This is a genomic window from Bacteroidota bacterium, assembly GCA_020161395.1.
GTDB lineage: Bacteria > Bacteroidota > Ignavibacteria > Ignavibacteriales > Ignavibacteriaceae > UTCHB3.
The window spans coordinates 366,849-390,344 of sequence record JAIUOE010000003.1 but is presented as its reverse complement, the minus strand read 5'-3'; the positions used below and the strand labels follow the sequence as shown (position 1 = coordinate 390,344).

General features: G+C 42.6%; 19 protein-coding genes. 17 read left to right on the top strand and 2 right to left on the bottom strand.

Annotated features, from left to right (window positions below; genetic code table 11):
• Positions 1-10 precede the first annotated feature (10 nt).
• From LCH52_06980 to LCH52_06905, 16 genes are all read left to right on the top strand, one after another.
• A complete protein-coding gene (locus LCH52_06980) occupies positions 11-988 on the top strand; it encodes a helix-turn-helix domain-containing protein (protein MCA0388223.1) in 978 nt (325 codons plus the stop codon).
• Entirely contained in the window at positions 945-2,981 is a 2,037-nt protein-coding gene (gene ligA, locus LCH52_06975; GenBank protein MCA0388222.1) for an NAD-dependent DNA ligase LigA, read from the top strand. The genes LCH52_06980 and ligA overlap by 44 nt, the downstream gene beginning before the upstream one ends.
• A 62-nt stretch (positions 2,982-3,043) precedes the next feature.
• On the top strand, positions 3,044-3,394 hold the full coding sequence (locus LCH52_06970) for an STAS domain-containing protein (GenBank protein MCA0388221.1): 351 nt from the start codon (positions 3,044-3,046) through the stop codon (positions 3,392-3,394).
• A 43-nt stretch (positions 3,395-3,437) separates the two neighbouring features.
• Positions 3,438-4,892: a sodium:solute symporter gene (locus tag LCH52_06965; GenBank protein MCA0388220.1), complete on the top strand. Its 1,455-nt coding sequence runs from the start codon at positions 3,438-3,440 to the stop codon at positions 4,890-4,892.
• Between the two features lie 43 nt (positions 4,893-4,935).
• Positions 4,936-6,690, top strand: a complete 1,755-nt coding sequence (locus LCH52_06960) for a Na+:solute symporter (protein MCA0388219.1) — start codon at positions 4,936-4,938, stop codon at positions 6,688-6,690.
• On the top strand, positions 6,690-7,517 hold the full coding sequence (locus tag LCH52_06955; protein MCA0388218.1) for a Cof-type HAD-IIB family hydrolase: 828 nt from the start codon (positions 6,690-6,692) through the stop codon (positions 7,515-7,517). Before LCH52_06960 ends, LCH52_06955 begins: the two co-directional genes overlap by 1 nt.
• Positions 7,518-7,525: 8 nt before the next feature.
• On the top strand, positions 7,526-9,685 hold the full coding sequence (locus LCH52_06950; protein MCA0388217.1) for an HDIG domain-containing protein: 2,160 nt from the start codon (positions 7,526-7,528) through the stop codon (positions 9,683-9,685).
• A complete protein-coding gene (xerD, locus tag LCH52_06945) occupies positions 9,669-10,586 on the top strand; it encodes a site-specific tyrosine recombinase XerD (GenBank protein MCA0388216.1) in 918 nt (305 codons plus the stop codon). Before LCH52_06950 ends, xerD begins: the two co-directional genes overlap by 17 nt.
• Before the next feature lie 116 nt (positions 10,587-10,702).
• Positions 10,703-11,671, top strand: coding sequence for a hypothetical protein (locus tag LCH52_06940; GenBank protein ID MCA0388215.1), 969 nt, complete (start codon positions 10,703-10,705; stop codon positions 11,669-11,671).
• Positions 11,672-11,679: 8 nt separating this feature from the next.
• On the top strand, positions 11,680-13,539 hold the full coding sequence (locus LCH52_06935; GenBank protein ID MCA0388214.1) for an ABC transporter ATP-binding protein/permease: 1,860 nt from the start codon (positions 11,680-11,682) through the stop codon (positions 13,537-13,539).
• Positions 13,540-13,576: 37 nt separating this feature from the next.
• Positions 13,577-14,032, top strand: a complete 456-nt coding sequence (locus LCH52_06930; GenBank protein ID MCA0388213.1) for a hypothetical protein — start codon at positions 13,577-13,579, stop codon at positions 14,030-14,032.
• Positions 14,033-14,903: 871 nt separating this feature from the next.
• Positions 14,904-15,200, top strand: a complete 297-nt coding sequence (locus LCH52_06925; GenBank protein MCA0388212.1) for a hypothetical protein — start codon at positions 14,904-14,906, stop codon at positions 15,198-15,200.
• 195 nt (positions 15,201-15,395) lie between these two features.
• Positions 15,396-16,592: a hypothetical protein gene (locus LCH52_06920; GenBank protein ID MCA0388211.1), complete on the top strand. Its 1,197-nt coding sequence runs from the start codon at positions 15,396-15,398 to the stop codon at positions 16,590-16,592.
• Between the two features lie 155 nt (positions 16,593-16,747).
• Positions 16,748-17,602: a protein kinase gene (locus LCH52_06915; protein ID MCA0388210.1), complete on the top strand. Its 855-nt coding sequence runs from the start codon at positions 16,748-16,750 to the stop codon at positions 17,600-17,602.
• Positions 17,603-18,316: 714 nt separating this feature from the next.
• Entirely contained in the window at positions 18,317-18,595 is a 279-nt protein-coding gene (locus tag LCH52_06910) for a toxin (GenBank protein MCA0388209.1), read from the top strand.
• Positions 18,592-18,846, top strand: coding sequence for an antitoxin (locus LCH52_06905; protein ID MCA0388208.1), 255 nt, complete (start codon positions 18,592-18,594; stop codon positions 18,844-18,846). The genes LCH52_06910 and LCH52_06905 overlap by 4 nt, the downstream gene beginning before the upstream one ends.
• A gap of 504 nt (positions 18,847-19,350) precedes the next feature.
• On the opposite strand, the gene LCH52_06900 is transcribed toward LCH52_06905, so the two are convergent.
• Complete coding sequence (locus tag LCH52_06900) at positions 19,351-19,845, bottom strand: type II toxin-antitoxin system VapC family toxin (GenBank protein MCA0388207.1); 495 nt, start codon at positions 19,843-19,845, stop codon at positions 19,351-19,353.
• Between the two features lie 5 nt (positions 19,846-19,850).
• Positions 19,851-20,120 (bottom strand): hypothetical protein, encoded by a 270-nt coding sequence (locus LCH52_06895; GenBank protein ID MCA0388206.1) that lies wholly within the window; start codon positions 20,118-20,120, stop codon positions 19,851-19,853.
• A gap of 1,909 nt (positions 20,121-22,029) precedes the next feature.
• Here LCH52_06895 and sufB point away from each other — a divergent pair.
• Complete coding sequence (sufB, locus tag LCH52_06890) at positions 22,030-23,478, top strand: Fe-S cluster assembly protein SufB (GenBank protein MCA0388205.1); 1,449 nt, start codon at positions 22,030-22,032, stop codon at positions 23,476-23,478.
• Positions 23,479-23,496 lie beyond the last annotated feature (18 nt).

The following is a 23,496-nucleotide window of genomic DNA, read 5'->3' as shown; positions in this document are numbered from 1 at the left end:
GAGGATTTATATGACCCACCAGGAATTAGGTGAACAGTTAAAAATCGCCAGAGAGCGATTGGGACTCGAGGTTAAGGAAGCCGCCAATTCAATAAGGATTGACGCAAAGTTTATTGACAAAATGGAACAGGGCGATTTCACTTTCCTCGCGGAAGTCTATGTGAAATCGTTCCTTAAAGAGTATGCCGTGGTACTTCATCTCGATGCGGATGAAGTGATGGAAGCCTACAAAGGTCTCCGTAAGGAACCCGAAACCAAGCATCAAAAGCCGGTTGTAGCTCCACCGCCTGTGGTGCCAACTCCACAACCGCCGCCTCCGCCAAAGAAAGATTCGTTATATAACGATCCTGTTGAGGAACCTCAGTATGTTAATCAGCCCCCTGCGGCTCCCAAAGTTGATTATCAGCAGAAAATCAGGGACTGGCTTCTTGCTTTTATGGCGAATCATGACAAAAATTATTTCAAACGGCTTCTTGCCACGAAAAAAGGCTATTTTGCCATCGGTGGGGTTATTATACTTCTCGCTGTCATTCTCTACGCCATTTTTGCCGGAAAATCGGGCACCAAGGAAATTACCACTGACAACCGTCAGGTCGACGAACTCCTCAATGGGGTGAAAGACACTTCAAAAAATAAATTTGAAGGCGCGGCGCTCCCCGAGACAAAACTGCCGCCTGATGCCGATACGGTTATAATCGTGATCAATACCAAAGATACCACCAAAATCAGAGCGGTCATCGACAAACATGATACTCTGAAATATACTCTCGAACCCGCTGTACCCAAAACATTGAATGCGAGCAAGCAGATTGATCTGCGGGTTGAAAATTCAGCCCTGCTCTCGGTTATTCTGAATGACAAACCTCTCGAACTCCCCAAGAAAAAAGGAGTTCAGGTTTTTAATATCGGTAAAAATGGTCTGATCACTAAAACGGCTGCCAAAAATGACACCAAAAAACCCGGAAAAAAGAATACAAAAACTAAGTGACGAGATAAAGTACCACGATCATCGTTATTATGTCCTCTCGGATCCGGAGATTACCGATCTCGAATATGACATGCTATACAAAGAACTGGAACTGCTCGAAAAGGAATTTCCTGAATTTGTATTAGCCGACAGTCCGACAAAAAGGGTAGGCAGCGACCTCGAAAATGATTTCAAACCTGTCCCTCATAAATATCCGATGCTCAGCCTTGCCAATACCTACAACGAAGGCGAGTTGTTCGATTTCGACCGAAGAGTAAGGGAAGGACTTCCTCCCGGTGAAACAGTGGAATATGTTGTTGAATACAAAATTGACGGGCTTTCCGTCAGTCTCCACTACGAAAACAGCTACCTCGTTACGGGTGCCACCCGCGGTGACGGTGTTACAGGAGAAGATGTAACCGGAAATGTAAAAACCATCAGATCGATACCCCTTTCCGTGGATGTTTCCCTTCTTCAACCGGAAACTGTCTCTCATTTCGAAGTCCGCGGTGAAGTTTACATGGAAAAAGCGGTATTCAACCGTTTAAATGAGGAGCGGGCACGAAAAGGTGAAAAAACCTTCGCCAATCCACGAAATCTGGCTTCAGGTACCCTGAAACTCCTCAATCCTGCAGAATCCGCAAAACGCCCACTATCCATTTTTACTTATTACTTTTTAAGTGACAGCAACCCCAATAAAACCCAGTTCGAGAACCTTGAATACCTTCAGACGCTTGGTTTCCGTGTGAATAAACACTTCAAACTCTGCAATTCAATATCTGAAGTGCTGGAATTCTGTCATAGACTCGAAGAGATCAGAGAAGACCTGCCTTACGAAGTCGATGGAGTGGTGATAAAAGTAAATTCCTTCCGCCATCAGGAAATTCTCGGAAGTATAGCCAAATCTCCCCGCTGGGCTTGTGCCTTCAAATTCAAAGCCAAACAGGCAAAAACGAAATTAAATGACATTACCTGGCAGGTGGGGCGTACCGGAGCAATTACCCCCGTCGCCGAACTCGAGTCTGTTTTTCTCGCAGGTTCCACTATAAGCAGGGCGACACTTCACAATTTTGATGAAATTCAAAAAAAAGACATTAGAAAAGGCGACACTGTAATCATCGAAAAGGGAGGTGATGTAATCCCGAAAGTTGTCTCTGTGGTTATTGAGGAAAGGCTCCCCGGTTCCCCGGAAGAACAGCCACCGGCATGTTGTCCTGTATGCGGTTCGGGTGTTTACCGTCCTGAAAACGAGGTCGCATTCTACTGCGAAAACAGCGAATGTGCCGCACAAATAAAAGGAAGAATCGAGCATTTTGCTTCCCGTGGTGCGATGGATATCGAAGGTCTCGGCACCTCAATCATAGACCTTTTTGTCGAACTTGGATACCTGAAAACTTATGCGGATATCTACTCGCTTCACACACACGAACTCGAACTTAAGATGATGGACCGTTTCGGTGATAAAAGTATCGACAATCTCCTGAAAGCAATTGAAACGAGCAAAACCAGACCTTTTCACAAAGTTCTTTTTGCCATTGGAATAAGGTATGTGGGAGCAGGTGCTGCCAAAAAACTGGCGGATCACTTCCAAAGCATGGATAATCTGGCAAATGCTTCCATGGAAGAGATCACCGAAGTTTATGAAATTGGTGAATCGATATCCGCGAGCGTAAAAAGATTTTTTGCCGATGAGCATAACCGCCACTTGATTCAAACTCTGAAGGATGCCGGACTCATCTTCGAGTCGGAGAAAAGAGCCGAAGTAAGCGAAAACTTCTTCAAAGGAAAATCTTTTGTACTTACAGGTACACTTTCACAAATGAAAAGGGAAGATGCTGCCGAAAAAATCGCGTCACTCGGTGGAAAAACCGCCTCAAGTGTGAGTAAAAATACCGATTTCGTCATTGCGGGCGAGAGCGCAGGTTCCAAACTTGAGAAGGCTCAGAAACTCGGGGTAAAAATTATGGACGAAGAAGAATTTCTCCAAAAACTTTCTTCTGCCGAAATTTTGTAATATGTTTGTAAGTCGTTATTTACCTTTTTTGTTCACCATGAAATTTCAATACTAATCTGCCTATGAATTTTGCAATCAGTCATATCGACCAGGTTTCAGTTGTAAAATTGAGTGAACGACGGCTCGATGCCAATATCTCGGGTCTCGTAAAAGGTGAATTTACCAACCTTGTGAAAAACATGAATGTAAGAAAACTGGTGATAGACCTCTCTGATGTCGAAAGTTGCGACAGCAGCGGGCTCAGCACCCTTTTGGTTGCCAACCGGCTCATAAGTTCTGTTCACGGCGGACTTCGAATTGTCTGTCCGTCTAAAAAGATACTCAATTTAATCGAAGTGACGAAGCTCGACAGGGTGCTTACTCTTAGCAAAACCATTGACGAGGCTTTAAACGACCTTAAATTGATTCACTGACGGGCTAAAATCCGGCACACCATAGTTGCCCGGGAGATTTGTATTGAACTCTTTTTCCTTTATCGATTATGCAATAGTTGTTGTTTACCTCATTTTTGCCGCACTTTGGGGCAGGTTTATCGGTGGTGAGCAGAAAAGTGTAAAAGACTATTTCCTCGGCGACAAAAAAGTAAACTGGTGGCTCGCGACTTTTTCCATTGTGGCAGCCGAAACAAGCACCCTCACTTTTATTTCAATTCCCGGTGTTGCATACCTTACAAATCTAAACTTCCTTCAGGTGACCCTCGGCTATCTCATTGGCAGGATAATCGTCGCACGGCTTTTGCTGCCTCTCTACTTCAAGGGGGAACTCTCTACCGCCTATGCCTTTCTTGAAGAAAGATTTGGGAAAAAAACCAGAACAACAGCCTCAATTGTTTTCATTTTTACCCGGGTTGCAGGTGATGGAGTCAGACTTTTTGCCACCGCCATACCGGTAAAACTCCTCCTCGATATCGACTATCCCTATGCCATCCTTATCATTGTGGCTGTTACTCTTGTTTACACCTATACAGGAGGATTGAGGGGTGTCATTTGGGTGGACGCAATTCAAATGTTTATTTATATCGGCGGGGCAATAATTTCATCCGTATTCCTCTACTATGTAATTCCGGGAGATGTCTTCGCAAAACTCTCATCAGATGGAATTGCTCAAAAGCTCGATGTCTTCAATTTGGGATTTGGTAAAAGTGTAAGTGAATTTTTCCAAACGCCCTACACTCTCCTTGCCGGTTTAACTGGAGGTGCCTTTCTGTCGATGGCATCGCACGGAACAGACCAGCTTGTAGTCCAAAGACTCCTTGCTACAGGTGATTTAAAGAGCGCCCAAAAATCTGTCATCATGAGTGGAGTTATAATAGTTTTTCAGTTTGCTTTGTTCCTGTTCCTCGGAATTCTCCTCTATATCTTTTTTGAAGGAAGACAATTCGCCAAACCGGACGAGGTATTCCCATATTTCATTATTCATGATCTTCCAACGGGTGTAAAGGGAATTCTTGTGGCGGGACTTATGGCAGCGGCACTCTCCACCCTGGCAGGTTCTGTCAGCTCACTCGCTTCCTCCTCGTTTTATGATATTTCAAGCATGTTTGGCAAAAATAAACTCTCCGAAGAACAGCAGTTAAAACTCTCAAAGAGACTCATAATAGTTTGGGCTGCGGTTCTTGCTGTTTCAGCTTTTTTCTTCATGGAGATCAAAGGTGCGGCTGTTGAGGTGGCGCTGAGTATAGCATCATTTACCTTTGGCGGACTGCTTGGCACCTTCCTCCTCGGAATTGTAAACAGGAGAGCTGATCAGCGGGATGCCATAACAGGATTTCTCATTTCAATTGCAGCGATGACCATTATTGTCTCTCTCAAACTTTACGCATGGACCTGGTTTACACTCACCGGTGTTTCTGTCTGCCTCATAGCCGGCGGAATCTCCTCCATTTTACGGAAGAAAACCACACCCGAATGACATTCAAGCTCATAAAACTTTTTCACTCTTTACAGGTTGACAGATGGAACTGATAGACTGGTTTATAATTGGACTCTATTTTGTTGTAAGTCTTGGCATAGCACTAATTTACTCCAAAAGAGGCAGCAAAAACAGTGAGGAATTTTTCCTCTCGGGAAGAAATCTCCCCTGGTACCTCGCCGGTCTCTCCATGGTTGCTACCACCTTTGCTGCTGATACACCTCTTGCTGTAACAGAGCTTGTATGGAACAACGGTATTTCGGGAAACTGGGTCTGGTGGAACTTCGCCTTTGGCGGCATCCTCACCGTCTTTTTCTTCGCAAAACTCTGGAGGAGGGCTGGCATTCTTACCGAAGTCGAGTTTGCTGAAATCAGATATGCGGGAAAACCTGCAAAGTTCCTGAGAGGCTTCAAATCAGTTTATCTCGGTTTGTTCATGAATGTCATAATAATCGGCTGGGTCAACAGTGCAATGATTGCTGTCCTTACCGGCATTTTCGGAATTCCAAAAGAGGATGTCATCATTTATGTCTTCCTCTGTATGGGACTCGTGGCTGTCTATTCCGCTCTCTCCGGTTTGTGGGGTGTGGTGGTAACCGATGCTTTTCAATTTATTCTCGCAATGACAGCCTGCATCGTGCTTGCCGTTATCGTTATCAGTTCCGAGCAAATTGGTGGAATCAGCGGATTAAAGGAAAAACTCCCTGCACAGGCTTTCGAGTTCTTCCCGAATCTCGCTTCGTCACCCGAAACCGGAGGAAGGGTCTTTTCTCTCACACTCTTCTCATTTTTTGCCTTCATAGGCATTCAATGGTGGGCTTCCTGGTATCCGGGATCTGAACCCGGTGGCGGGGGATATGTAGCCCAAAGAATGATGTCTGCCAAAAATGAAAAACACTCGATTCTGGCGACCCTATTTTTCCAGGGTGCTCACTATGCCCTTCGTCCCTGGCCCTGGATCCTCGCAGCTCTCGCATCAGTTGTGCTCTATCCCGAGCTTACGAGCGAAACTTCAAAACTCGGTTATATCAAGCTGATCAACGACTTTATGCCGGCAGGTCTCAAGGGGCTCATGCTCGCTGCCTTTTTTGCCGCCTACATGAGCACGGTCGCCACGCAGCTCAACTGGGGTACTTCATACCTCGTCAATGATCTCTACAGAAGATTCATGAAACCCGGCAAAACTGAAAAACAGTATGTTTTCGCATCAAAATTTGTAACCATTTTGCTAATGCTCGTCTCCGCTGTCGTCACTTTATATATCGACAGAATATCAGGTGCGTGGGAGTTTATCATTGAGTGTGGTGCCGGACTGGGACTTGTACTGATCATGCGGTGGTACTGGTGGAGAATCAACGCATGGAGTGAAATCTCCGGAATGGCTGCTCCTTTTATTCTCCTTCCCGTTGTCAGATATCTTGGAATCCCATTCCCCGACAGCCTTTATGTCCTCGTCATCGGAACCACTCTTGTATGGCTTGTTGTTACTTTTCTGACAAAACCCGAGCCCGACGAAATACTCCTTAGTTTCTATAAAAAAATAAGACCGGGAGGTAAATTGTGGGAACCCGTCAGAGTAAAGAGTGGACTTCCGCTCGAAAAAGGTGTGCTGAAATATCAGTTCCTCGGCTGGTTCGCAGGCGTCGTGCTGATCTACTCACTCCTTTTTGGCAGCGGAAGTTTGATATTTGGTGACCTGGCTAATACGCTTATTTACTCAATTTTTATTATATTTGCAATCGGCGGAGTGGTCTTCGCCCTGAATAAAATGTTCTCTTCAACAGAAAACAGGATTTAATGAATTTAAGCAATATAAAACTCGTTTTACTTGACCTGGACGGCACCTTACTCAGAAGTGACGGTTCAATCGGTGAAAAGAGTCTAAAATATTCGAAACTGTTAAAAGAAAAAGGGATTCTGGTCACCTTCGCCAGCGGAAGAATGAGTACGGCTCTTGAAGGTTATGCAAAAGAAATGAGCCTCGAAGGTATTATGATCTGTTCAGATGGTGCTGTCATCATGGAATATCCATCAGGCAGGGTTCTCAGAAAGATTTGTCTCAAAGATTCGAAAGTGAAAAAGGGGATTGAGCTTTCTGAGAAGCATCTTGTGAAAATGGTTATGTGCACCGATTCCGAAGTCCTTTACACGGAACATAATGAAGCGACACTTCAACTGATTGACAGATTTGGTGCCCGTTTCAGGTGCGTCGATGACTACAGAAACATCTCTGACGAAGTAATCGAACTCGTTTATGTCGGCGAAAACCGTCATTCTTTCCAGGAGATTAAAAAGCATTTCTCTTTCCCGTATTCCTTTGGTTTAAAATTGACTTATTCAAAAAGCCAGTCTCACTACCAGTATTATCTCGAAGTTAAAAAAGATGATGTTTCCAAGGCTTCTGCTCTAACATATCTTAATAAAAAACTTGGTATCTCGATAAAAGACACAATTGTTATCGGCGACTGGTATAACGATGTTGCGCTTTTCAAAACCAAAGCTCTTAAAGTTTCACTGACCAATGCAGTTCCGGAAATAAAATATCTTTCAGACCTGAAACTGGAATTCAGTAACGATGAAGACGGTGTTGGAGAACTTCTCGAAAGAATTTACAAACAGAAATAAAATCTTTTGTGACTTACGAAAAAATTAAATCGAGCACCCGTGTAAAAATTTTACTCTGGGTGATTACATCAGCAGTTATAGCCATGCTTTTCCCTAAGGCAGAGGTCGTCGATGTGCAGTCGGCTGTCGGGAATATCTGGCTTAATGAAGATTTAATTGCCGATAAAAGTTTCCCAATCCTCAAGGATGACAAAGTCTATGCTGCCGAAGTCGACAGTGCAATAAAATCTGTTTTTCAGGTATTTGTTCTGATTCCAGCCGACAGCCTCACCAGGGATACAGTTAAATCTCTCCGAAAGGCACTCGAGCGGGCATTTGTTAATCCCTCCCTTTTCGAATCAGATCCCTGTATTTCCAAATTTACCGAACCAACCCGGAATTTCTTGAAAAGTTTCATCGACTCCACCGGGAACAAAGCATCAGACCTCTACTCATCGCTCGACATCATCGAGGACATTCTTCTAAAAACTTCCGCCATCGGAACCCTGAGCCTCGATCACGATCAGATATCGAAAGACACTCTCGCCATCAGGAAAGGGAATTTTCAGTATCACAAAAAGAAACTTGACTTTATAGATAACAAGGGTGCCAAAACCCTGATCACCCGAAATGTATTCGAATCGTTCAAGGATTCGGTGAAAAGTGCAGCTTATGATGAAATTGCTCTCGACTTGTTCATTCCCAACCTCGTTTACAGCAGTGAACTCACGAGGGAATTCACCGAAATCGCTAAAAACAGGGTCAGCAGAAACTCAGGTATTGTGGTTCTGAATGAAAGAATCGTCGGCAAACATGAGAGAATTACACCTGAAATTAAGGTTAAACTCGACTCCTACAAATCCGCCCGGGTTGAAGACCTGAATCCATTGGAAAGAATTAGACAGTTTTCAGGAAAATTTCTCCATATTGCCGTTATTTTGCTTCTACTCGGGGCTTTTCTTTTCCATTTTAGAAAAACCATTTTTGAGGACAATACAAAACTTACCATCTTCTCCGTCCTCTTTCTTGCTATCTCGTTTCTCACATTTTACATAAACACCATTAATATCGGTGGCTCTCAGCAGTTGCTGATTATTATCCCAATGATTTCTCTTCTGACCACTATCATGTTCGATTCAAGGGTAGGGCTTTACTCCACCCTCATCATCTCTTTGATTGCCGCAGGTCTGAGAGGTAACGACTATTCATTGGTGATTCTGAACATTATCGCCGGCTCCTTTGCCGTTTATTCTGTTAGAGATATCAAAAACAGGCAACAAACCTATCGGGGAATGATTTTCATCTTCCTTGGCTACCTCGCAGGTAATCTCTTCCTTTCTTTAGAGAGTCTTGGCAACTGGTCAAAACTCCTTAACGATATCCTTTTCTCAGGAATCAATGCCCTCATCTGTCCGATGCTTACTTATACGCTGCTAAGGTTCTTCGAACGGACTTTCAAAATTACGACAGACCTTACACTCGTTGAACTTTCGAGTACCGATCACCCTCTTCTTAAGGAACTGAACCATGCCTCACCCGGTACTTTCTACCATTCACAGGCGGTAGCAAGACTGGCCGAGAGTGCAGCGGAAAGAATCGGTGCAGATACACTACTTGTCAGCGTCGGAGCACTCTATCACGACATCGGTAAAATGATCTCACCTTACTATTTTATCGAAAATCAGGGGGATGGACACAACCCGCATAACGAACTTTCGCCCGAAACCAGTGTGAAAGTTATCCGGGATCATGTGCTCCAAGGGATGGAACTCGGAAAAAAATACAACCTCCCGCAGGAAATAATCGAGTTTATACCAACCCACCATGGCAAAGGGCTCATCAGGATTTTCTATGACAAAGCCGTCCACAAATACGGCAAGGAAAATGTGAACAAAGATGACTACAGGTATCTCGGTCCCAAACCGCATACCCGCGAACAGGCTATTTTGATGCTCGCAGACAAATGCGAATCCGCTTCAAGAAGTATCACAACGCCTGATCCCCAGACACTCGAGAATCTTATCAACAATCTGATCAACCAGACCCTGCAGGAAAAAGAACTCGATGAAGCTGCTGTAACTCTTTCGGAAGTGGAGGAGATAAAGAAAGTCTTCTTCAACACTCTGATGACCACAAAACACGCCAGGATGAGATATCCTGAGCAGGAAAAACTTGAAAAAAGCTCATAAACGCGACTGGCTCGATCAGTTCCTTTTCGATTACCTCACGGAACTGAGAGTCGAAAGAAATCTCGCTGCCAACTCCCTCGAAGCCTACCAACGAGATATCAACTCTTTTCTCGACTTCGTAAGAGAGGAAAATATTGGCGATCTTTCGGAAATTACTGCTGATCACGCAAGAGAATTTTTTGCATCACTTACCGCTTCGGGGCTCTCGGGCTTGTCTCTCGCACGATTTCATTCGTCCCTGAAAGGATTTTTCTCTTTCCTCGTCGTCTCCGAATATATCAAAAAAAGTCCTCTGGCACGACTGAAGCCACCACGAATTAAAAGAAAACTCCCCGAAGTTCTCACTCCTCAGGAAATAGAACTCTTAATCGCTCAGACCGATGAGGAAACCCCCGTCGGATTAAGAGACAGGGCAATCATCGAAGTTTTGTACGCCTGTGGGATCAGAGTCTCAGAACTTGCCGGAATGAAAAAGAGCGACATCTTCATCGATGAGGAAATGATAAGGGTCTTCGGGAAGGGGAGTAAGGAACGATTTGTCCCCATCGGAACTCCCGCTCTCAATGCCCTGAAAAAATATCTCCTCCTCGGCAGAACCGTACTCGCAAAACCGGGGAGCGGCACTTACCTTTTTCTTAATTCCAAACTCGGCGGTGCTTTGACCAGAATGGGCATCTGGAAAATCATCAAGGAGTATGCCGAACTCGCAGGTCTCTCAAAAAGAGTTTATCCCCACATATTTCGCCATTCCTTCGCTACACATCTTATCGAAGGGGGAGCTAACATCAGAGCCGTTCAGGAAATGCTCGGACATACCGACATCTCTGTAACCCAAATCTATACACACATCGATATTACATACATCAGGGAAGTGGTGCACCAGTTCCACCCGAGGGGATGACTCCTTTTTCCTGTCGGGATTTTTAAAGCGGAATTGTTATGTTTGCATGAAAGAATTTCTCTTTTTAAGCTAAAAATCAAGTGCGAAGCCGCTATCTGCCAACAAAGATTTAATCAATGAAAAAACTTTCTCTCGCTCTCTTTATCCTCGTTTTTGCGTCCTGCTTCTTCTCCTGCACGGAGGAACAACCGGCTTCACCCCTTCTGAAAGAAGAATCGATTCCTGTTGTCGGAGATGATGGAACGGGAAAAAAGATTTTTGTACACGATCTCCTCTCCGGAGAAACGGTCGTCTTTGCTCCTTTGGCTGCCTATACTCCATTCCTTATTACGGGTACAGGCGAAAGAGGTAATTACTTTTTCATCACAGGTAACAGTTATAACAAGCTCGAAGGCTACATCGACAGCATCAGAGTATTCAGCCATAATTCAAGTGGCATCAGGAACATCCTCGGGTCTCCCAAAGTCTCGAAGATTTTTGCCAACAGTCTCGATGGAAATACCCTCAATCTTGTCCTCTATCACCTGGAACTCGTTAATCAAAGAATTTACAAGGATAACTATATCATCGACAGCACCGGAAGAATCGTCGATAAAGCCAAGGAAAAATATGAATTGATGCAGGGGGAAATTCCCGAGGTTCCTGCCATCAAGGTCAATAATGTCTCCCCCGACAGCACAAGAATAGTCTCGGTGGTAAAAGGGAAATCGAATCAGATTTTTCTTTCCGATGCCAAAGACACCGTCGGCAAAATGATCCTTTCAACTGACCAGAATGTGGACAGAATCTACTGGACTCCTGACAAGGAAACCCTCATCATGCTTACTTCAAATCTCGATGTCCATAAAACAGACCGGGACACTTCCTCCACTTTGATGATTTATTCTCTTAAAAAAATGGACTATGTCGCCAAATTCTCGGGTCAGGGTTACAGGAATTTTGCTGTCAAAAAAGACTATCTCATTTTCGATGATCTTGAAAATCAAATCAGGCTCGTGCGAGTATATGATTTGAAAAAATTAACTGATATTCGCAGAATAAAAATGAAAAATGGCTGCAGTATCCGCTTTTTACCATTTTACTAAAGAATGTTGTGAGCACTTACTACCGTCTTCTGAAATACTCGTCCAAATACTGGAAATTCCTCCTTCTCTCAATATTTTGCACCATCATCTATGCTTTGCTTAACGGTGCATCAGTATATCTCTCTATTCCGCTTCTCGATACTCTGTTCAATGCATCCCAATCCACCACTGCAGTTTCAAATAATGCGACTCAGAATGTTGGTTCATCATTTCTCCCTGATTTTATTGTTTCATTCAAGGAATCTGCCTCGGCATGGTTTCAAAGTTTTATCTTCTCGGGAGGAAAAACTGATGCCTTGTTTAAAATATGCATTATAATCTTTCTGGCTTTTATCCTGAAAAATGTCGCCGGTTACATGCAGGCATATTTTCTCAATTTTGTCGAACAGGGGATTGTAAGAGACCTTCGGGATGATGCCTACGAGCAGTTGCATAAGTTGCCTATCAGCTACTTCAAAAGTGAACGCGTGGGAAACCTCATCTCAATTATTGTGAATGATGTTACAGCAGTACAAAACAGCGTATCAGCTACATTCCTAAACTTGATTCGGGAGCCACTTTCAATTATCGTCTTTCTCGGAATTGCGATAAGTATTAGCTGGCAACTCACTCTTATCTCACTGATTACACTCCCTTTTAGTGCGGGTATTATCTCATGGATAGGAATTAAACTCCGCAAGTACAGTACCCAGATTCAGGAAAAAATCGCCGACATCACCAGCGTGATTCAGGAAACCATATCGGGTGTGAAGATTGTCAAGGCATTTGGCACCGAAAACTACGAAAATCAAAAATTCAGAAAAGAGACCGAAGGCTATCTCCGGATGGTACTCAGGATTACCAGAATCAGAAATCTCTCCTCACCAATCAGCGAAACCCTCAGCGTTATGGTCGGCGTTGTAATCATTTATTATGGCGGTACATTGGTGCTTAGCACCAACCAGATTAAGGCGAGCGAGTTCCTCGGCTTTCTCTTTGCAATTTTTCAGTTGATTCCTCCCATCAAGGAGCTCAGCAGCGTGAACAACAGAATTCAGGAATCGTCCGCCGCAGGAGCCAGAATTTTCGACATCATCGATACAAATCCCGATATCGTGAACAAACCGGATGCTCAGGAAGTAAAAGAGTTTAATTCCGATATCACATTCGAAAATGTCGGATTCGCTTATCCCGATGAACCGGGTGAAATGGTGCTCGAAGATATCAATTTTACCATCAAAAAAGGGGAAGTGGTGGCGCTCGTTGGTCCCAGCGGCGGAGGAAAATCAACCCTCGTCGATCTGATACCCAGATTTTATGATGTCACCTCAGGTACAATAAAATTTGACGGTCACGATATTCGTGATGTTAAAATGGAGGACCTGCGTAAGTTTATCGGTATCGTTACCCAGGAGATAATACTTTTTAACGACTCGATCAAAAACAATATCTGCTACGGAAGCAAAGATTTCAGCGAAGAAAAAATTTATGAGGCTGCAAAAATTGCAAATGCTCACAACTTTATCTCTGAAATGCCAAATGGATACGACACCGAAATAGGGGAAAGGGGAGTAAAGCTTTCAGGTGGTCAAAGACAGAGGATCGCAATAGCAAGAGCACTTCTGAAAAATCCTGATATTATGATTTTTGATGAAGCAACCAGTGCTCTCGACAACGAATCGGAAAAACTCGTTCAGGAGGCTCTCGATAATCTTATGACAAGCAGAACTGTAGTGGTTATCGCTCACCGCCTTTCCACTATTCAAAATGCCGATAAAATTCTCGTCCTCCAGGCAGGAAAAGTGGTGCAGTCGGGTACCCACAATTCACTCCTTGAACAGGGCGGTCTCTACAAAAAACTGTATGAAATGCAGTTTCGTGATAAATAATTTTAATCAATCAAAAAATCAATAATGAGGTAGCCAAATGAGAAAGACAATATCATTGTTCGGACTTGCAGCAGTAATTTTCTTTTTTGCAGGATGTGGTTCCACACAGGAAAGCGGTGGAGACCTGCAGGGAAAATCAGTAGCAAAAGTTACTGAATTCCTCCAATTCATGACAGCCGAAAACAGACCGGCAAACCTGATGGATTTCATCTCACCATCTTACATCAAAGCAGCAGGTATCAATCCTTCTGAATACATGGTGAATACTTACTATCCCAAATCGTTTGTCATCGATAGATCATATCCGTCACCTGATGTTACAAATTCATACAATGTCGTGGCAACCATCTCCGGCGAAAACAACGGTTGGGCTCACAGACTCACATTCGTAGTCTTCAACGATAACGGAAAACTCACATTCTACCCTGGAAAAGTTGCAACCGACACCAAATACATCGATCCCTGGTACACCATCGAAGAATATGTAAAATAAATACTCCCTTCCCGCAGTATTCCATAGGGAAAAACACTTACCATCCCAAAAGAGCAGTCTCAATCAGATTGCTCTTTTTTTTATTGCACAAATAAACCGCAAAGTTCGCAAAGTTCGCAAAGGCAGGAAGAAACCACAGAGCACACAGAGAACACAGAGGGGATGATTTTGGCCCCGGATTGGGTCATGTATGGGTAGAAGACGCAGATGCACGCAGATTAAACGGATGAACGCGTAGAACAGCCCTTGTGGCGAAATATGGGTAGAAAATCAGGCACCCCACCTTCAAAAAGCCCTCCGGGCGACATATGGGTAGAAACCTGGTGACCATCTCCAAAGGAGCCCTTCTTGCGGCATATGGGAAGAAACATTAAACTTCAGAAAAGGAGCGACAATCGTCTCGATTGTCCTGCCGGCAAACATTATGGAATGACAGGGGGATCGTTTTTTTGAAATCATGGGTTTGAAACCTCCCGATTCTCGGGACTATTGTTTTTTATTGATTGCGTAAAATCAATTTCCAAATCAACACGCTTGGGCGTGTGACATGTTCGTAGAAAACCCATCATTCCCCCAATACCATTTCCCCCGAAGCGGGGTTACATGTTCGTAGCAAGAAATCGAATAAACCATAAATACCCTCGAAGCGGGGTTACATGTTCGTAGCAAGAAATCGGATAAACCATTAATACCCCCGAAGCGGGGTTACATGTTCGTAGCAAGAAATCGGATAAACCATTAATACCCCCGAAGCGGGGTTACATGTTCGTAGAAATCAATGAATCCAAATACCACCAAAACACGCCTGGGCGTGTGACATGTTCGTAGAAAAATGCATCACCTGATACAAAAACAGCCCCTGTGGCGACATATGGGTAGAACTCCGGCAACCAAACCAAAAGAGCCCTTGCGGCAACATATGGGTAGAACTCCGGCGACCATCTCCAAGAGAGCCCTTGCGGCGACATATGGGCAGATAATAATACATACCAACATTGAACCTGACACCATTTCCATCAAGACCATCCTCTCACCTCTCGACTTTCTTTTTCAATTACCAAATTCCATTGAAAAAAAAAGAAAAAAGTTCTTTGTGGAAAAAGATGCTATTCCTATTTTTACCGTCAATAAAAAAAGGAATTCTTATAGAGTAATTTCTATTGATTGACCGCTCTATCACAAATTGTCCTTGGGAAGACAATTGTTGATTTCAATTTTTAAGAAGCGTCACGGGTAATCTTTTTCGAGATTAAAAACGGAAACTGACTTTTAGTCATTGCCAAGGCATGATAAGCCGAGGTGCTTGGTTAAATGTGGGTTTCCGTTTTTTTTGTTTTATAAAAATTTTCGGGAGAGAAGTACAATGAAGATAGTTATTCCATTGTTATTGGTTTTAATCCTGTTCTCAGGTTGCTCAAAGAACCAAAATGATTTACAGTCAATGGCTAATGAAAAAGATACACAGGGACTGATCGAATTCATTTCGGATAACCAGGGAGATAGCATTAAAAGTGATCTGGTCAAATTTGCAATCAACCTGTTGATTTCAAAGGATTTGACTGACGGCAAAAAATTTCTTGAGACCATGATCCGTAAAGAGAAGCCTAAAAACCTGGTCGTGAATGCAGTTGAATCGTATTACAATAATAAAAAACCGTTTGAATCTGTAGATTCGATGATGATTTATTATTTCCACACAGTAAAAACTGGCTCAAAGCCCGCTTTTTTTGAACAATTTAGATCTGTCATGACTTATGGTGACAGGAAATTAATGGCTGAAAAATTTAGAACCGTCTTTATTCGAGAAATTGAAAAAGATGATTATAAAATGTCTGGAATAGCTGTTGATTTCTTAGTGAACAGCCTCAAAATTGATGACTCACTTTCTTCAAGAATGCAGTTCCTGATTCATGAAACTATAAATCTTTCTGATAATTCCAAAGATGGTTTCAGCTCGTATGTAGATGGAGTTTATATCTCGCAGTTGTCGGACTCCATCAAGAAATTTTATTCAAATAAACGCAACGATTTCGAGGCTGATTGGAATACACGAAATCCAAAACCTGAAACTTTCGATCGTGATGATGTACCGTCGGAGGCTTTTTATTTAACAGGCTATATCGTTGGAAAGAATAGAAACGATTCTTATGAGATTATTGTCCCTGGTCAAACCTATCGTGCTCTTCTGTATACAAGTTATACTTCCTACACAACAAAAGGGAGCTTTACTCTCCCTGTGCAAAAAACGGGCACACAGAATGTGACAGTCAAGGAAGAGTTTGGTGGATTTTCCCAAGAATGGAATACCTATTCCGAGGTAAAACCCGAGGCCATCAAAAGGTGGCAGGCTTATAAAAACAGCGAAATTTTACATGCACAATATCAGAATAACAGGGCGGCCACTTTGATACCGGCACTCGATGGTTTTAACAGAACCGAAGAGCAGGAAATTCAGAAATTGGCAAATAAAAAAGACGAATTAGCGAAAAAACTAAGCGAACAGTTTGAATCGTATAAAAAGGAGATTCGGGATATCTATAAAAGCTGTTTTTTGATATAGATACAGGGATTTTTTTTACGAGAAGGAGCCAATATGCTCCTTCTCATCCAATTAATACAGAAGAAGATATGTCTAAGTGATCATGTTTAAAGAAATCACTCAGTCATGAAGTCTTTAACAAAAAAGAGAGCGGTGGTTTAGACTCGGAAAGAGCAATCACCCTCTTCAAACAGATTCTTGATGGGATATCATTCGCACACAATCAGGACACTCCACTAATCCACCGTCTCATCAATCCCATGAATATACTCGTTACCCGTAATGGTCTGATTAAGATAACAGATTTTGGTATCCCAGAGACACTTTACACGAACTGGAGTGATGGAACAGAAGTAAATAGAAGACTTTTTTTCATGAGTCCGGAGCAGATGGTAGACCCGGGTCGAGTGGACCCAAGAACTGATGCATACAGCCTTGGCATGACACTTTATGAGATGCTATCGGGTAAAACTCCTTTTTTCGGTGCGACAACCAAAACTCCTATAGCAGTTTACGATTTCATGGTGAACGGAGAATTGCCTGCACCAACACATTTTAATCCCGGAATATCTGATGCCCTGTCAAATTTTGTAATGAAAGCAATCAATAAGGATAAAAGTCAAAGGTTCGCAAATGCAAATGAGATGCTGAGGGAACTGGAAAGGTTGGAAAACAGTGGTGCAATCACTTCTCAGGAAAAAGCGGAATCTGTTTCACCAATTATAGAAAAGCCAGAGCTGGAAAAATCAGCAGCTGTGGAGACAAACAAATCTGAATCCAAAGCTGTACATCTCCCTGTAACTAAGATAGCAGATGCCCTTAATAAGAGTTACAACAAATGGAAGTATGCGTTAGGAGTTGCAGCAGTCGCTGTAGGTATAGTCGGAACTATTTTTGGAATTTCATTTTTGGGTAATAATAAAGTTCCTGAGAAGATGATCCTTACGGAAGGCGGTACATTTGTAATGGGGAATGATGACAGGGAATTTGGTAATGGAAGTCCTGTAGCTAAATTAAATTTCAAAATTTGAAAACAAAACAGAAGGAAATATTTTTATGAAAAGTCAATCAAATGATATCATTGATGCTCAATACCTGATTTCAGTTATATTTTGAATTGGAGCAATTGTATTTGTCTACCTGGGCTTTAAGAGTTTGGACCGCGACACAGTAATTTCCAGCAGTCGTGCAATTGCTTATTTTGTTTTAGCTGTTTTTGGTGCTGTTACATCCCTCGCTAATTTGATTATGGTACTACAAAGAAAAAATATTGATTTGTTGGAAAGAATCGTATATCAGAATCATAAACATGACAGGTTTGGTACATAAATAGAAAGAATGCTTTTTCGTGAGGGGGAGATTACCCGTTTTCTACGAACATCAATCCCTCTTCGAGGGAAATCGTATTGGGGGGATGGTGATTTTTCTACGAACATGCCACACGCCAAGGCGTGTTGATTTGGAAATTGATTTTACGCAATCAATCAAAAATCAATAGCATGGGGTTTCAACCCCATGAAAAAAGAAAAATTCCCTCTGATTATTAAATATTGTCGCCCGGACAATCGAGACGATTGTCGCTCCTTTTCCGAAACTCAAAGTTCAGTTCAGCTCATAGTTCATAGATAATAGTCCATACCGTTTTCTTCCCGCATGTCGCCATTGGGGCAATTTCTTAAGATACAGTAAATTAAAAACATCAATTATCGTGTTGACAAAAGGCACACCATTTTGTAAATTTGCACATGAAATATTTTAATTGGAATAAAGAAAAGAATCTTAAATTGAAAATCGAGCGTGATATCTCATTTGAGACTATTCTGCTCCAGATTGAAAATGGCAATTTGTTGGATATATTGGAGCATCCGAACAAAGATAAATATCCAGATCAAAAAATTCTGGTTGTCGAATACCAGTCTTATGCTTATTTGGTACCATTGATTGAATCCGAAGAAGAATATTTTCTAAAAACAATAATCCCTAGCCGAAAGGCAACAAAGCAGTATCTTGGAGATAAAAAATGAAATACGATGAGTTTGAAAAAGAAATTATTCAGGAAATTGAGAACGATGAATGGAAATCCGCTGAAGGGATCGAGTCGCTTAAATCGGAGATGAAATCTGCCGCCAAGGCAACCACCAGGAAAAACAAACGGATTAACATCAGATTAAGCGAAAAAGACATTTCCCTGCTTAAGATACGGGCTCTTGAGGAAGGATTGCCATACCAGACTTTGATCTCCAGTATCATTCACAAATATATTTACGGGAAATAAATTTAACATAAGCCTTTGTATTCTCCCCACATGTCGCCGCAAGGGTTCTACGAACATTAATCCCTCTTCGAGGGAAACATATTGGGAAGATGGTGGGTTTTCTACGAACATCAATCCCTCTTCGAGGGAAATCATATTGGGAGGATGGTGGGTTTTCTACGAACATTAATCCCTCTTCGAGGGAAATTGTGTTGGGAGGATGATGGGTTTTCTACGAACATCAATCCCTCTTCGAGGGAAACGTATTGGGAGGATGGTGGTTTTTCTACGAACATGTCACACGCCCAGGCGTGTTCTCAGGTATTAGGTGCTAGGGATTAAGTATTATTTTTTGTCGGTATATAATGTTTACCGGTTGGACAATCGAGGACGATTGTCGCTCCTTTTCCGAAACTCAAAGTTCAGTCCAGCTCATAGATCATAGTTTATAGCTCCTTATTGTCGCTCCTTTTCCGAAACTCAAAGTTCAGTTCAACTAATAGTTCATAGCTAATAGTTTATAGTTCATACCTGAATATCATCCGGAGTGTAAAGAGTCAGGTTCCTCACTTTGCCGAAGACTTTGTCCGCTGAGGCAAGGGAGGTAATTCCCAGGCGTTTGGCAACTGCAACAAGCAGGGCGTCATTTGTTAACAGCCCGTATCTTCTCTGAATAACAAGGGCTTCCATCAGATCAGCTTTGCCGACAGTTTCGATGTTTATTCCAAGGTTCAGGATGTCTTCGAAAACATTTTCATAAATATAGAGTGAGCGAATAATTTCGGGCTTCTCGCTCAGCTTTCGGGCAGGATTCCCTCCCGTTATTGCTCCGTTGCTTCGTGCTTCTTCAATCATCAAAACATGCATAATCTCTGCTAAAATATGTGATGTCACAAAGCAGTTAATTTCCCCTCCGGCAATCCGGTCAATCAGGTCGACACATTGAGCCGATTTTCTTTGAATTGCGTAAAGAAAGATATTTGCATCCAGCATCAAGGGTTTTGAGGGGTCAATATTCATTAGGTTCATTGGTCGTAGTAGTCCTCTTCAAGATCGGATTTGAGCTGTTCTGTTGAAATATTAAACGGACTTGAGCAGAGTCTTCTCGCAGCCTCTTTCCGTTGTTCAATTTTGGTTGTTTCGATACGATTGTAACTGATTACAGCTTCCTGAACCACATCGCTGATGGTTTTTCCTTCGCATAAAGCCCTTTCCTTGAGTTGCCGCACAACATCTGCATCGAGGATGGTCCCTATTTTTATCCGTTTTGTTTGGCTTTTGTTTGTTCGTTCCATTTGAAATCTCGAATAATTGAAAATACATACGCAATATAAATAGGATGGAGGCAATTGTCAAGACAGTTTCTTGAAATCATGAACAATTAAGAAAGGATGGTTTTTCTACGAACAGGTAACATGCCCAAGCGTATTGATTTGGAAATTGATTTTACGCAATCAAAAAAAACAATAGCATGGGGTTTCAACCCCATGAAAATAATAACAATTCATCCCCCTGTAATTCCACAACATTTACCGGCAGGACAATCGAGACGATTGTCGCTCCTTTTCCGAAGTTTAATATTTCTACACATATGTCGCCCAGAGGGCTCTCTTAGAGATGGTTACCGGAGTTCTACCCATATGTCGCCCTACGGGCTTTTTTTGGATCAGATGACGCTTTTTTCTACGAAGATGTCACACGCCCAGGCGTGTTTTTGTGGAATTGGTGATTCATGGTTTTTCTACGAAGATGTCACACGCCCAGGCGTGTTGATTTGGAAATTGATTTTACGCAATCAATAAAAAAACAATAGCATGGGGTTTCAACCCCATGAATTCAAAAAAACGATCCCCCTGTCATTCCATAATTTTTGTCGGTTGGACAATCGAGACGATTGTCGCTCCTTTTCTGAAGTTTAATATTTCTACACATATGTCGCCCAGAGGGCTCTCTTGGAGATGGTTGCCGGAGTTCTACCCACATGTCGCCGCAAGGGCTCTACGAACATCAATCCCTCTTCGAGGGAAATCGTATTGGGAAGATGATGGGTTTTCTACGAACATGCCACACGTCTTGGCGTGTTTTTGTGGTATTTGGATTGATTGATTTCTACGAACATGTCACACGCCCAGGCGTGTTGATTTGGCAATTGGTTTTACGCAATCAATAAAAAAACAATAGCATGGGGTTTCAACCCCATGAATTCAAAAAAACGATCCCCCAGTAATTCCATAATTTTTGTCGCCCGGACAATCGAGACGATTGTCGCTCCTTTTCGAAAGTGCAGCTTCAATTCAACTAATAGCCCATAGATCATGGTTCATACCGTTTTCTAGCCATATGACGGCCGGAAGAGCTACAATCTTTATTTGCCGAATCCTGAAAATCCTTTAATCCCCTCAATCCTGATTCAGACATGCATTCTTGTATTTAAAAAGCATTTTTGTAATCGCTCTGCACCTTGGCAACAGATTGGGTAAAAAGAGAAACCGGGAATTTCCCGATAGATTAAATGAATGTTCTTTTGGAAACATTTGCCATTTCTTTAAATATATTCGATTTCAAAATAAAATTCAAACCGGATTTTCAAATGTGTCCCTCCTAATTTATTCTACGGTTATTTGTAGCTTGAGGTTCAAAATTTTACTCTTGCTGTTTGAATTTTTGATTTTTTTGTGGTTATAATCTACAAAAAGACATGCTTTTCTGCGGGTTATAAACGCAATTTGGCAAAATTTCCCTTTTTTCTACGAACATGCCACACGCCTAGGCGTGTTTTGGCGGAATTGGGAATGATTGTTTTTTCTACGAACATGTCACACGCCCAGGCGTGTTTTTGCGGTATTTGGATTGATTGATTTCTACGAACATGTCACACGCCCAGGCGTGTTGATTTGCCTATTGATTCGACGCGACCAATCAAAAATCAATAGCATGGGGTTTCAACCCCATGAATGTAAAAACAATCAATCCCCCGGATAATTATATAATCTTTATCGGTTGGACAATCGAGACGATTGTCGCTCCTGTTCCGAAATTCAAGGTTAGCTAATAGTTCATAGATCAAAGTTCATAGCTTTTTCCCCCTTTGGAACTCAACACAATCACTTCTTGTTATTCTTTTATAATTAATCTTGACTTTTTTGTACAGATTCGATAAGTTTACATATCGGATTTAATTTTTTTTTGAAACAAGGACTTTTAATGAGCAATACCGAGATAAATGAGATAGAGCAATTAGCGAATCAGGAGTACAAATACGGATTTGTAACTGATATCGATGCCGACACATTTCCTCCGGGTTTAGACGAAAATGTTATTCGGGCACTCTCTGCAAAAAAGGGTGAACCTGAATGGATGCTCGAGTGGCGACTGAAATCATACAGACACTGGCTAAAACTTGAAGAGCCGAAATGGCCCAATGTAAACTATCCACCCGTCGATTTTCAGGAGATAAGCTACTATTCAGCTCCAAAACAGAAGAAGAAGCTTAACAGCCTCGATGAAGTGGATCCTGAAATCCTAAGCGCTTTTGCGAAACTGGGAATTCCTCTCGAAGAGCAGAAAGTGCTGGCAAATGTAGCGGTCGACGCTGTATTCGACTCCGTCTCGGTTGCCACCACCTACAAAGCAAAATTGAACGAACTCGGCATTATCTTCTGCTCGATGTCGGAAGCGATACAAGACCACGGCGATCTGGTGCGAAAATATCTCGGTTCCGTTGTTCCGGCAGCAGACAATTACTACTCGGCTCTCAATTCCGCTGTCTTCAGCGATGGTTCCTTTGTTTACATCCCAAAAGGCGTCAGATGCCCGATGGAACTCTCGACCTACTTCAGGATAAATGCTGCCAACACGGGACAGTTCGAGAGAACCCTCATCGTCGCAGATGAATACTCCTATGTAAGCTACCTCGAAGGGTGTACCGCCCCGATGAGAGACGAAAACCAGCTTCACGCAGCAGTTGTTGAACTGGTGGCAATGGATAACGCCCAGATAAAATATTCAACCATACAAAACTGGTACGCAGGCGACAAAAACGGCAAAGGCGGCATCTACAATTTTGTGACCAAAAGGGGACTCTGCAAGGGAGTCAACTCAAAAATCTCCTGGACACAGGTGGAAACAGGCTCCGCGATCACATGGAAATATCCAAGCTGCATCCTCTCGGGCGACAATTCAGTTGGTGAATTCTACTCCGTTGCTGTCACAAACAACATGCAGCAGGCTGACACCGGCACAAAGATGATGCACATCGGTAAAAACACCAAAAGTAACATCGTAAGCAAAGGTATCTCCGCCGGACTCAGCAACAACTCCTACAGAGGACTCGTCAGAATCGGAAAAAAAGCAGAAAATGCCCGAAATTTCTCACAGTGCGACTCACTCCTGATAGGCGACAAATGCGGAGCACACACCTTCCCGTACCTTGAAGTAAGCAATCCGACGGCAACCGTTGAACACGAGGCAACAACCTCGAAAATAGGTGCCGACCAGATATTCTACCTCAACCAAAGGGGACTCTCAACCGAGGATGCAGTCAGCATGATAGTAAACGGTTACTGCAAGGAAGTCTTCAAAGAACTCCCCATGGAATTCGCAGTTGAAGCAACCAAACTTTTAAGCATCAGCCTCGAAGGCAGTGTTGGTTAATAAATTAAGAAAGAATTG